The organism is uncultured Methanobrevibacter sp., assembly GCF_937906425.1.
In the GTDB taxonomy this organism is placed as follows: Archaea; Methanobacteriota; Methanobacteria; order Methanobacteriales; family Methanobacteriaceae; genus Methanobrevibacter.
On the sequence record NZ_CALCYR010000245.1, the window covers coordinates 1 to 13,437 of the forward strand.

The 13,437-nt window shown below is 29.4% G+C and carries 9 protein-coding genes; 3 read left to right on the top strand and 6 right to left on the bottom strand.

Features of this window, described 5'->3' with window-relative positions:
• Positions 1–191 precede the first annotated feature (191 nt).
• Positions 192–464 (bottom strand): hypothetical protein, encoded by a 273-nt coding sequence (locus Q0138_RS07100; protein ID WP_297982615.1) that lies wholly within the window; start codon positions 462–464, stop codon positions 192–194.
• Between the two features lie 438 nt (positions 465–902).
• On the opposite strand from Q0138_RS07100, the gene rqcH reads away from it, so the two are divergent.
• Positions 903–3,020, top strand: coding sequence for a ribosome rescue protein RqcH (rqcH, locus tag Q0138_RS07105; RefSeq protein ID WP_297982618.1), 2,118 nt, complete (start codon positions 903–905; stop codon positions 3,018–3,020).
• A 376-nt stretch (positions 3,021–3,396) separates the two neighbouring features.
• Here the strand turns inward: rqcH and Q0138_RS07110 are convergent, their stop codons facing one another.
• Together Q0138_RS07110 and Q0138_RS07115 are read right to left on the bottom strand one after the other, a co-directional pair.
• Entirely contained in the window at positions 3,397–4,113 is a 717-nt protein-coding gene (locus Q0138_RS07110; RefSeq protein ID WP_297982620.1) for a metal-dependent hydrolase, read from the bottom strand.
• Positions 4,114–4,304: 191 nt separating this feature from the next.
• A complete protein-coding gene (locus tag Q0138_RS07115; RefSeq protein WP_297982623.1) occupies positions 4,305–6,563 on the bottom strand; it encodes a hypothetical protein in 2,259 nt (752 codons plus the stop codon).
• Between the two features lie 869 nt (positions 6,564–7,432).
• On the opposite strand from Q0138_RS07115, the gene Q0138_RS07120 reads away from it, so the two are divergent.
• Together Q0138_RS07120 and Q0138_RS07125 are read left to right on the top strand one after the other, a co-directional pair.
• Positions 7,433–7,657, top strand: coding sequence for a class III signal peptide-containing protein (locus tag Q0138_RS07120; protein ID WP_297982625.1), 225 nt, complete (start codon positions 7,433–7,435; stop codon positions 7,655–7,657).
• Between the two features lie 16 nt (positions 7,658–7,673).
• Positions 7,674–7,898 carry a class III signal peptide-containing protein gene (locus tag Q0138_RS07125; RefSeq protein WP_297982628.1) on the top strand — a complete coding sequence of 75 codons (225 nt, stop codon included), beginning with the start codon at positions 7,674–7,676 and terminating at the stop codon, positions 7,896–7,898.
• Positions 7,899–8,298: 400 nt separating this feature from the next.
• Here the strand turns inward: Q0138_RS07125 and fwdF are convergent, their stop codons facing one another.
• The 3 genes from fwdF to Q0138_RS07140 form a co-directional block, all read right to left on the bottom strand.
• On the bottom strand, positions 8,299–9,276 hold the full coding sequence (fwdF, locus tag Q0138_RS07130) for a tungsten-dependent formylmethanofuran dehydrogenase subunit FwdF (protein WP_297982630.1): 978 nt from the start codon (positions 9,274–9,276) through the stop codon (positions 8,299–8,301).
• Between the two features lie 419 nt (positions 9,277–9,695).
• The gene (locus Q0138_RS07135) at positions 9,696–10,157 is read right to left on the bottom strand and encodes a phosphopantetheine adenylyltransferase (protein ID WP_297982636.1); all 462 of its coding nucleotides are present in this window, start codon (positions 10,155–10,157) and stop codon (positions 9,696–9,698) included.
• Positions 10,158–10,768: 611 nt separating this feature from the next.
• Positions 10,769–13,138, bottom strand: coding sequence for a transglutaminase-like domain-containing protein (locus Q0138_RS07140; RefSeq protein WP_297982633.1), 2,370 nt, complete (start codon positions 13,136–13,138; stop codon positions 10,769–10,771).
• Positions 13,139–13,437 lie beyond the last annotated feature (299 nt).

Genomic DNA, 13,437 nt, shown 5'->3' on the forward strand with positions numbered 1-13,437 from the left:
AATTTAAATCTAAATAGAAAAAATAGTGAAAAAAATTGAAAAAAATTTTTTATAAAAAATTTAAATCTAAATAGAAAAATAGTGAAAAAATTTAAAATAAAATCAAATACAATGAATAAGTAAAATTAGAAAAATAAGAAAAAATAGTAATAAGATATTAAAAAAGAAAAAAAGAAAAACTAATTATTAAATTATAAATAACTAGTTAAAATAGTCCATGCTATAAACCAACAGAATCCGAATGGAAGAATTCCATCCCATAACCATGCAGAAAATCCTTTAATTTCTTCTCCAAAGTATTTTTGACATAGTTGACCAATAGCATAAAGTATAACTATACCAATTGCAAATGCTAAAACATCATTTTTAAATCCAAACCAGCCTAATGTAAATGCTGTAGATAAAACAGCTGAAACGAGAGCTCCAACAAGGTGAATTGATACAGTTTGAACAGTTGAATCCATTAATTTTCCTCCAAATTGTATAAATAATAAATAAATTGATTAATTAAAAATAATAGTTTAAGATAAGATAATTTAAAGCCGTAAAATAAAATTAAAAGAAAAATAAAATTATAAATGAAATCATTTTATAAAATAAATTTAAATTCAATTAATTTTTACACTTCTTAATCATAAAAAACTATAGTTATTAATTATATAAGTTAATATAATATATAAAATATTGCATAAAAATTAGAAAAAAAGGAAAAAATTAAAAAAAAAAATAATTTGTAAAAAATTAACTTTTTCTTAATCTTAAAAATTCCTAAAAAAATAAAATGACAATTTTAATCGGGTAAATTAAAAATAAAATAAAAAATTTAATCTAATTTATTAAAATTCCTAAAATAATAATACTTATTAAAAACATAATTAAATTATAAACTTAAGGATGAAAATATGAAATCAATGTCAAATGTGGACATATACACAATATGTCAAGAATTAAATGATTTATTGCTTGGAGCAAGAGTGGACAAGTCATTCCAACCTACCAAGGATACAGTGGTAATGAGGTTCCATAAGGCTGGAACAGGAAGGATGGATCTTGTAATTCAAGCAGGAAAAAGGATACACATAAGCCAATATCCATTAACAAATCCTCAAAATCCCCCTAGTTTTCCAATGCTACTTAGAAAAAGAGTGAAAGGAGCAAATGTCATAAGCGTAAGCCAACACAATTTTGACCGTGTCGTTGAAATAAAGATGAAAAAGGAAGAGACATATACACTTATAGTTGAACTCTTTGCAAAGGGAAACATCATACTTCTTAATGAATCAAATGAGATAATATTGCCTCTAAAACGCAAGCAATGGAGCGATAGGGACATAAGCTCCAAAAAGGAATATGTTTTCCCACAGGAACATGGGATAAACCCTATTGAAATAGAATTTGATGAATTTAAGGACATTGTAAAGGCCAGTGATGATGAGATTGTACGTCTTCTTGCAAAAAGCGGACTTGGAAGCCTTTATGCAGAGGAGATAATGCTCAATACCTCAATCAACAAGAAAACTCCATGCAGCGATTTAAGCGGGGAGGAAATAAGAACAATCTTTGAAGCATTGGAGAAGGTCTTCAAGCCGCTTAAGGATAAGGAATTCACTCCAATCATTGTAAACAATAAAAACATGAAGGAAAACTTTGAAAGTGAAAATTCTGAAAGTGAAATTGAAAATAAGAAGTTAGATAGTGAAATCCAGAACAAAAAGCCGGACAACAATTTACAGAACCAAAAACCAGACAGCGATTTACAGAACAAGAAACAAATCAGCAAATTCAAGGAAAAGGAAGATGTCATTCCATTAAAGCTAAAGCAATACGAAGGCTTTGAAGAGAAGAAATACGACTCTTTCAATGAGGCCTGTGATGAGTTCTACTCCTCAAAGGTAAAGAATGAAATAACAGACATTCAGGAAGCTGCCTGGAACAAGAAAGTTGGGAAATTTTCCAAAAGGCTTGAAAAGCAGGAAGAAACCCTTCACAACTTTGAAAGGACCATTGAAGAGTCCCAAAAGAAGGGAGAACTTATATTCACCAATTACTTGCAGATTGAAAACATCATCAATGTAATCAATGATGCAAGGGCAAAGGACTATCCATACAAGGAAATAGCTAAAACATTGAAAAAGGCTAAAAAGGATGGAATGGCTGAAGCCCAAATATTTGAATCAATGGATCCATTGGGAAACATCACACTTAGAATAGATGATACATCCGTTTCAATGGATTCAAGAAAATCAATTCCAGACAATGCTGAAGTCTATTATGAAAAAAGCAAGAAGGCAAAAAGAAAAATCAAGGGCGCTCTTATTGCTATTGAAAACACAAAGAGACAATTGGCTGAAATGGAAGAGAAAAAGGAAAAGGCAATGGCAAACATCATGGTTCCACAGAAAAGGGTCAAGAAGAACCTTAAGTGGTATGAAAAGTTAAGATGGTTTGTTTCAGGTGATGGAACACTTGTGGTCTGCGGTAGGGATGCAGGTTCAAATGAGGCTGTTGTAAAGAAATATCTTGAACAGAATGATGTTTATTTACATGCAGACATACATGGAGCGCCTTCAGTTGTTGCTAAAATTAGTAGCGACAAGTTAAATAATGATTTGCTTTATGAATTAGGTATCTTTGCAGCTTCCTTTTCAAGTGCTTGGTCAAGAAACTATGGAATGCAGGACGTTTATTGGGTTGAACCGGAACAGGTTTCAAAAACACCTGTTTCAGGAGAGTTTGTACCTAAGGGAGCATTTATCATAAGGGGACATAGAAACTACATCAGGGGATGCAAGTTGGAAATCTCCATTGGAATCGTTGAATACGACGGAGAAAAACGTATTATGGCAGGACCTAAGACAGCTATGGAAAAGTATACAAGTAAGTTTGTTACTATAAAACCAGGATACACTAAAAAAGAGAAAATAGCTAAGGAGATTTTAGCTAGAATAAATGAGGACAACTTGATAAGCCTTGATGACGTTGTTAGAGTACTGCCAAGTGGAAAATGTGATTTTGTTTAATTGAATATCTTTATTTGATTAAACAAATATTATTTTATTATTTAAACAGTGAAAAAAATAGCTAAATAAATTAAAATTAGTTAAAATAGAAAATAAATAAAATAAAATTAAAAAAAATTAAAATTAGTAAAAAAAGAAAATAAATAAAAATAAAATTAAAAAAAATTAAAATTAGTACAAATAGAAAATAAATTAAAATAAAATTAAAAATAATTAAAAAACAATAAAAATAGAAAATAAAAATTAAATTAAATAAGGATTAAACCTAATTTATTATTCTTTTTTTAAATCTGAAACTTAATTTCAATTATTATTCTTTTAAAACTGAATTTAAGTTAAAATTATTCTTTTTTTTAAATTCAGAAAATTTAAATAATTATTCCTCTTTTTTAAAGTCAGGAACATAAGTTTCCAATGGATTCATTATAACAACTTCCACCTTAGGATGGAGCTGATTAACAAAATTGGAGAAAACCGCAGGGTCCTGCTCTATTGCAGGGAAAGTATTGTAATGCATAGGAATAGCTACCTTTGGAGCAATCCACATAGCAGCCAATGCGCCTTGGAAAGGATCCATTGTAAATCTGTCTCCAATAGGAATCAATGCAATGTCCGGCTTGAAGATTTTTCCAACAACATTTTCCAAATCACTGAATAATCCTGTGTCTCCAGCATGGAATATTTTGGTTCCGTCCTCCAATGTAATCAGGAAACTTCCAGGATCTCCAGCTGGACGGATTTCATCAGTAAAATCAATGGAGGATGAATGTTTAGCATCAAGCATTGTAATTTTTATTCCCTGAATACTGACTGAACCTCCAGTGTTCATGCTTACACAGTCAAAGCCCTGTTCACCAAGGAACAATGAGATTTCGTGATTTGCAACAAGGGTTGCATTAGAATTGTTTGCTATTTCCATAGCGTCTCCAAAGTGGTCTGAATGACCATGGGTTATGCAAATAATATTAGCGTCTATGTCCTCAACAGGAAGAGGACAGGCAGGGTTATTGCTAATAAAAGGATCTATTAATATTTTAACTCCTTCTTCACTTATTATTTCAAAAGCAGAATGACCTAACCATTTTAATTCCATATTTACACCAAAAATATTTTTTTTATAATTAAATAAACATTATTTTTTTAATATAATGAATTTTTAAAATTAAATAAATAATAATAATTCTTTTAAAACAATGAAAATTCAATTTAAAGTTTTAAATTAATTTTAAATTGAAAAGAATCATGATTTAGAAAAAAATTTTTGAATAATTAGCATTAGATTAATTAACTCTCATCAGCAGTTGAGACATTTATTTCCAAATCCTTAGCTATCTCCCAGGAGGAATTAAACAATTCCTTAATGTTTTCAACTGAATCCTTGTCAGTGTATACAGCACCATATTCAAAGTCATCTTCAGATACACTGTTTGAAATCAATAATGCATGGGAAGTGTCTCCAATCAAATTGAAGGAATTAACTAAAGGCATTGTCTTGATTTCAACTCCTTTCTTAATCAAAGAGCTTAATAAGAGAACATAGGAAATGTCTTCCAAATCAAATTCCTGAATTATGATTCTTGTTTTTATCTGAGCAATGCTTGACAAGAAACGTTCTCCCATATCCTTGATTGTAGGAGCTTCCAATAATATTTCTTCCTTGGAGTGACTTGCTACCTCTTCAAAAGCCTCTTGGGAAGTTAGAATACCCTTTTCACAAATAACATAACTGTTCAATAACTTTGGAATAGGCAATGATTCAGGATTGTTTGGATCTATTTTAATTGTCTCTTGTGGCTTGGAAGCATCTAAATCAGATTTTTCTTCACCCAAATCATCAAGGCTTGATTGAACTGTCTTCAAGTCCCTTTCCAAATCATCAAGACTTGTGCCTATATTATCTACATCCTGAAGATTTTCTAAACCTGGAATGGATTCTTCAGCACTGGAATTCGGAATGGAACCAATACCAGAATCTATAATGGACTCAACACTAGAATCAGGAATAGCATTAGCACCAAAATCAGGAATAGCATTAGTACTAGAATCAGGAATAACATTAGCACCAGAATCAGGAATAGCATTAGCACCAGAATCCCCAGCAACAGAATCAACAATAGATCCTATAGCCTTATTTTCCCCACTTGACTTATCCTCATCGGCTTTAGGAACTTCCTTCTTATGTGGCCTTGAAAGATTGGAAATGCCTGATTTTTTGGAAATCGGATTTGTGGATGAGACTGAAGTTGGTCTAGGCAAATCATTTACATCAACTGTTTCGCGAGAAATAGGACTTATTGAAAAGCTTCCATCATCCAAACTTTCCTCAAGCAAAGTTTCATATTCTGAAACTTGATTAATCTCCTCATAATCACCATAGGCTGAAACTTGATTAATCTCCTCATAATCACCATAGGCTGAAACCTGATTAATCTCCTCATAATCACCAGAGGCTGAAACTTGATTTGATTCTTCAAAATCACCCTCATAGTCGGATTCGGCATGAATTGGAGTGATTGAAAATGATTCATCTGAAGCTTCATCAAAAATCACGTTATTGTAACTTGTATTTTCAGATTGGGCAAGGTTATAAACAGTTTCATTTTCATCCTCATCATAGCCGAAATCTGAAATAGGCAATATTACCTCATCATCAATGACCTTTGGAATCAATGTATAGCTGTCATCACTTGAGGAATTGTCATAAATTGTTTCAGTTTCTCCAACAGTAGCCAAAGCCTCTGATATTTCCTTGGATCTTCTTGGAATATTTGAAACTTTATGAGATTTCCTTTTAGGTTTACGGGTAACTTTCATAGGTTTTTCATAATTAGGGGTGAAATAAACCTTGTCCCCCTCATTTTGACCTTCCAAAGAGTTGACAGGTGCAGATTCAGACCTATCATCCAAATAGCCATAGGTTCTTCCATTAGGTGAGGATCTTGAAGAATTTCTCTTGATAGATGGGAGTTTAAATTTAGACTTTTCTTCATTTTGACTTTTGGTTTTTAAAACCATTTTGCTTTCATCAATTGAATTGTCCTTGAAAATATCCTTTCTTTCACTTGGCTGATAGTCTGTGGAAAAGTCAGAAGAGGTGGATTCATCATCATATGACTCGGAATTTTCAGGAATTCTTAGGACAGCCCTTGAACTTTCATTTGATTTTGATTTTGGTCCAGTCCTTCTATTTGCCTTGGAAATCTTGTCATCGGTACTCTTGATTAACTTTCCAACTTCCTTGGCACCATTTTGAATTGATGAATTTAATGCACCACTACGGGATTGGGATTTAGTGCTTTGATTCAATCTTTGTTTTGAATTGGAAGAAGAATCAAGCTCCAAAAGATTGTTTATAGCATTTCCATGAGAATTTAAAATCCTCATGATAAATGCCGGAAGTAATTTATATAAACCAAATAGAGTTATGAGAACGCCTAATATTAATATTAAATCGATAAGGCGATAAACGATACTGCCATAGACTAAAACCAAACCTACGGCAGTTAATAAAACTCCTGTAAATATGTCTAACGAATCTGCCACAGAAATACCCACCTAATTAAATATGATATCATTTTTTTATTTTAATAGCATTTTACTGAATTTAAGATTAAAATTAATTTAAAATTTTTATTTTATCAAATCGAAGATTAAAATTAAATTAATTATTATTTTACTGAATTTAAGATTAAAACTAAACATATTAGCCATATTTTAAGATTCGAATTTTAAAAAATTCTTAGTATTATACTAAAATCTTGAAAAGAAAATTAAAAATTTCTTAATTAAGTAATCTAATTATTTAACTTAATAAAAATTGAAATTACTATAAGATAATCTTAATTAATAAAATTTAAACTATTATTAATATTTAATTATAGAATTACTCATTTATATAATTTTGTCTTAAAATCATAAAAAAAGCTATGAAAATCTAATAAAAACTAATATTGTTATAATAAAATTAGAAAAAACAATAAAAAGGAAAATTTTAAAATTCAATTCAAGATTTAAGAAAATAATATAATAATTATTGAAAATTAAAAGAATTAAAGAACAATTGAAAAATTAAATTTTGATTTTAAATTAATTTTTTTAAAAAAAGTGTAAAATTTAAATTAAATAGTAAAATTTAAAAAAATAGTTAAAATTTAAAAAAATTACTAAAATTCAAAATAATTATAAAAATTTAAAAAAATTACTAAAATTCAAAATAACTACTAAAATTCAAAATAATTACTAAAATTTAAAATAACCACTAAAATTCAAAAAAATGGTTAAAATTTAAAAAAACAAGTAAAATTCAATTTAAATGTAAAATAAAGAAAAAATAATAATTTTTAAAAAAAATAAAGCAATATATAAATAGAATAAAAGAAAAACTATATGCACAAACTATTATGGAGGCAAAAATGTTTATTGAAAAATTAAAAAAAGAAAGCAAATATAATTTTAGAAAATTGACTGAAGACAATAATGGCCAAGGAGCTGCAGAATATATTTTATTATTCGGAGGAGTGATTGTTATTGCACTTGCAGGGCTTTTAATTTACAGATCCTATTTTAGCAATAGTGCAAGCGGATTAAATGCAACTGAAGACATCAGTTCAATTAGAAACAATATGACCAATTATTAAATTAAAGACTAGAATTATGGCAAAAGAAGAAAATAAAATTAAAAAAACAGTGTTGAAAGAACTTAAATCGTTAAAAAACGAAAAAGCGCAAACCAGTGTTGAAGTAATTCTATTGATTGGATCAATATTAGTCATAAGCCTTATTTCAGGAACTTATGTTTTAAGAATAAATCAGGAAATCAGTGAATTGTTTAGAGAAACACTGGATAAAGGGAGGGAGAATCTTTTGAATAAACTTTAAAGAATAGAAAACAAATAAAATCCATGAATAAAACCATATAAATTCAAATAAAAACCAAATAAATTCAAATAAAACCATATAAATTCAAATAAAAACCAAATAAAGAAAATCCACACTACTTTTAAAATAATTATTTAAATTTTTTAAATAAAAAACTAATAAAAAAAACTAAAATAACTAAAAAAATAATATAAATAGCTAAAATGAGTAAAAAAAATAAGAAAATAACTAAAATAAATAAAAAAATAAGAAAAATATCTAAAAGGAGTAAAAAAAGAAAAAAAGAAAGGATAACAATCCAAAAATATCCAATGCAATTTTTTAAAAATAAATAAAATCAGTAAATAAAAATAATCTGAAAAGAATACAATAAAAAATAAAAAAAATTAATTAATTAAATTTAATTAATAATTTTATCTAAAGTTGCTTTCCAAGAAGCAGAAGTAACATTAGTTAATTTCATATCTTCTCTAGCAACAGTAATTCTTTGTTGTGGACATAATCTTGCACATGCACCACATAAAACACAGTATTCCTGATTGAATTGAGCAACACCATCAACAAGTTCAATTGCATCACATGAACAAATGTCTACACATGATCCGCAACCAACACATTCATCCTCTTCAGATGTTGTGATTTGACCTTCAAATGGTTTTGAAACATCAGCTGCACTAACAGGACAGACTTCCTTACACCATCCACAGTTAATGCAATCATCACCAATGAAAATAGTTCCAGTGACTTTAGCTTTTTCAAACTCTTCACTGTGCATACAGGTGGAACAGACTGCCTTAATAGCTGTTTGAGGACATGCTCTCTTACAAACTCCACAATATACACATTTGTCTTCATCCACTTCAATAGTGTCAGGCAATCTTCCATTTTGAGCGCTTATTGTAATAGCTCCTGCAGGACATAAATCTGCACAGACACTGCAGTAAATACATTTTTCTTCATCAATTGAGATTTCACCTTCTAAAAGTTTATTTCTATCAGGCAAAATTCTTTTGAAAACAATGGTATCTTGAGGACATGCTTCATAACATCTGCCACAGAATTCACAATCTTCTTCTGCAATAGCTGAATCATGGTCCCATTTAGGATAATTAGCTAATTCAGATGCATCTTCTCCACCAATTTCGAATTTTAATGCACCGAATGCACAAGCAAATGAACATAAACCACATAATACACATGTAGAATCATCAATCACTAGATTATTTCCTTCAACTTGACCTCTTGCAATACCAAGCACATCAGCCATAGCCAATGAATCGGTAGGACAAGAGTCTGCACAAATTCCACATGCTAAACATACCTTACTGTCATAAGATAATTTTCTTGATTCAATACCTTCTCTTTGAATAAAAATCATAACAATCCCAACTTGATAATAATAAAATTATTATAAATACACATCACTATATTTAGTTTATCGACATGTATATATAAACATAACGATTTAATTTTTAGGCATAACTAAAATAATGGGCAAATATAGGAAATTTTAATAAAAAAAACATGAAATATTTAGGTATGACTAAAAATAAATGGGGAAAAACAATTGTTTGAAAAAATAAGAACGATAAAAAAAATATATTTTTTAAAAGATGAATCGAATAAAATTTTAATTAAGAATCAAATTTTTTAAAAAAAGAATTAATTTAAATTAAATATTTAAAAGAAAAATAGAATGGAAATTATTAAAATAAAAAAATAACCTTAAAAATAAAAATAGAATAAAAATTACTAAAATAAAAAACTCTCAAAAATGATTTAAAATCAATTAAAGGATTATTTAATTAATTCTCCCTTCTGATTAATTTTTCCTTGGCGGATACGAGTAGAAGATATAGGAATTCCATCGTCTGCAAGTACAAAACTAACAACAACAATATCAAGAGGTTTCATACCCTTTTCAGCCCTAATTTCATTGATTTTGATTGCATTAGGTTCTGTTTCCTCACTAACTACAATTGCATCATAATCCTCATCATGGATTGTAGGTCCATAAGGATCATCAAGTCTTGAAATATGGAAATTGTCGTGAATCTGACTTAAGAATTCGTTTAAATTACCCATACGGGTGTCACAAGAATCAACATCACCCTTTTTACTTGCAAAAACATTGGAGGTTACACCAATTTCAACATGTTCACCTATTTCAAATGCAGTTGAAATTAACTTTCTATGACCATAATGAAACTTGTCAAAGGTTCCTCCAACAGCTACCCTATTATATTTAACCATAATAATCAATTTGTCCTTTTTAAAAAGAGTTTTATAATTTTAAAACATGAAAATTGTTAAAATTATAAACAAAAGAAGATTATAATTTAAAAACATGAAAATTGTTAAAATTATAAACAAAAGAGGATTATAATTTAAAAATAAAAACTTCTTAAAATTATAAAAATACTATAAATTATTCACCTATATAAAAGGTTATTTTTTAAATTATTTAAATTTAATGAAAAATAATTAAAAACCAATATTTTAAAAATAAAATTAAAGAAAAAATAGCTAAAAAATCTGATTTTAAAAAATAAAAATGAAAAAATAGCTGAAAACAATTACTTTAAAAATAAAATTAAAGAAAAATAGCTGAAAACAATTATTTTAAAAATTTTAAAAATTTTTAAAATTAATTTTATAAAAAACGAACAAAATAAACTGTTCCAAAAAGTCCTTTAAAAGAAGTTAAAAATAAGAAAAAAAGAAAAAATTAATTTTAGCACTCCAAATAATGATTAAAAAAAATAAAAAATTAAATAGAATAAAAATATTCTATTTAAAACTACTAAACACAATTTTTACAAATCAAACTAAAAAGAATAATAACATATTCCAGAACGGAAAAAACCGCTCTAGAACGGAATAAGAACATAGTTCTTTGCATTTGAGTAAGACTTTGTGTTCCAATTGTTAATTACTCCCAATTGATTTCTATAGCTTGTAGCGTCAGCAGTTAACCAAGTCTGTGAAGCCTTGTCATAAACTTGTGCCCATACATGCCCTGTAACCAATCCGCTTGAGAATGTACAGCCTTGAGCATGGGAATATCTTGCATAAACTCCAACTGATCTGCACATTGCAACAATAAGGTTTGCCTTGTCACAGCAGTTTGCGGATTTTGTGCTTAAAGTCTTTGCCGCTCCCTTTTTGGAGTCGGAATAATAACTGTAGGATATTTGATCCCTTACAAACTTGAATATTGCATTAGCCTTTGCCTTTGATGAGGTAAGACCCTTGGTCAATGCCTTTGCCTTGGCAATAATCGCTGAATTTAAAGCTGACTTACCCCCTGTTTCCAGGTATTTTGCAAATTCAGTTGCATTAAATGTTTCCTTGTAATTCAAGATATGTGCATTTTGAATGATTGTACTTGAAGAGGAACCCTTAATATAACTGGTTTTCAAAATAACATAGTTAGGCAATACCTTCTTTTCACCATAGTACTGTAAAGCCTTTGTCAATCCCCAAATGTAGAGATTTGCCTCAACCTTACCTAAACCAGTACTCATATTTGCAGGTATCTTATTATTTGAATTTACATACTTTATCAAATTATTTGCCAATGCTGTATACTTTGCCTTATATAAGTTACCGTTTATGGTATTGCCCTTGGATGCATAATTGCCGCTTAAATTCTTGAATGCAACATCCGCGGAAGATCCTTTTTTGATGTTGACAATAGCCTCTGCCATCAAATAGGAAAACTCATCAAGGGAGTACTTGACTCCGCCAACACTTGCCACATAGGACTTGTTTAACCTATTGGTATAATCTACATAAGCCCTCAAGGTAGTAGCTGCCTTAATAATGTCTGACATTTGAACCAATGTACCGTTGACCTTAAACTTCTTGGTCAATTTTGAAGACTTATAATAGGAGTTGCCTCCATAGGAAGTCTTGATTGAATAGGTTCCATCAGCAAGCTTGATTGTCAAGGAAGCCTGACCCTTTGAATTAGTAGTTTTTGTATAAGTCTTATTTTTAATGGTAAACTTAACTGTCTTGTTTGATAAGGCCTTTCCTGCAGAGTCCTTCAAGGTCACTATATACTTTCCACCCTTTCCAACTTGAGTGGTGGAACTCTTAATTGCAGTACTATCCTTAACACCCTTTACTGTAGTGCTTAAGGAAGCCTTCTTGTAGACTGCATCCCCTGCAAATGATGCCTTGATCTTTAGACTGCCTATATATTTAATAGGCAAATAGACCACACCCTTTGAATTTGTGGTCTTATGGTAAGTTTTACCCTTATTAGATATGCTCAAGACAACTGATCTGTTAGCAACAGGATCTGAGTTTACCTTATTTTTCAAACTGACTGCCAAGGAATGACCATAGGCAACTGTTTTCAAATTGCTTGCAAACTTGACTCCGCATTGAACAGGCTTGATTGTACCCTCATAGCTGGAACCGTTATACTTAATTTCACTTGCAAATTTTGCAGTGATTGTAAAGTTCTGCCTAATGTTAATGGTCAAGTTAACCTGACCCTTAGAGTCTGTGGTTTTTGTGTATTTGCCACTTTTAGCAGTAATCACAATCTTTTTACCCTTCAATGCAGCACCGGTAGACTTTTCAGTCAATGTAAAGGTCACCGGAGTTGATATTGCTACAGTAGTCTTTGATATCTTTAGGTTTGTATTGTATTTTGACACCTTTACAGTAATGTTCCTTTTGCTAGCCTTATAGGAACTGTCCCCTGCAAAGCTGACTATAACATTTAAATCGCCAAGAGTTTTTAGGGTAATCTTTGCCTGACCCTTTGAATCTGTGGTCTTGGTATAAGTATTCTTTATCTTTGGGAAATAGAATGAAACCTTTTTACCGCTTAAAACCTTGGAATTCTTATCTTTTAATGTAATAATCAATTGATTTCCATAATATACTGAATAGCTGGAAACAATCAAACTACTTGCAGTCTTGCTTTTGCTTGTTTTCTTGCTGCTTGAAGCTGAAACCGCATTTGAAGTCTTGGTCTTGTCAAGCTCAGTATCATCATCAATTTCAAGATTATTTATATTATCTGTTGTAAGACTATTTGAATTTGAAATAGATTCATTAGAATTTTGATCATTATAATTAGCAACAGACTCTTGAGAAAACTGACTTGCAGAATCAATTACAGAATCATCATTACTTGGATTATCTGAACACTCCATTACATCACTGGCAGAAACTCCACCTATTACTAAAAAGAATAGAAGGACAACTGCAAAAAGCAATGTTTTTCTCTCTAACGAAATTTTTTCACCTCAATACACTAAAAAAATATATTTTTAAGTTATTTTGTCTAAATTTTATTAGTTTTCAATTATTTTAATTAGTTTTAAATTATTTTAATTTTAAAACAATTTTATTCAATTTTATTATTTTAAAAAACCCCATCAGATTTATATTGCACATTAAAAAGTATTCTAAAAGTAAAAAATGATTAAATTATTAATCAGTAAAAATAATCATAAAAATCCGATGAAAATTTATCTAAAAAAATAATAATTTTAAATAGAAAAATCTAATTGAA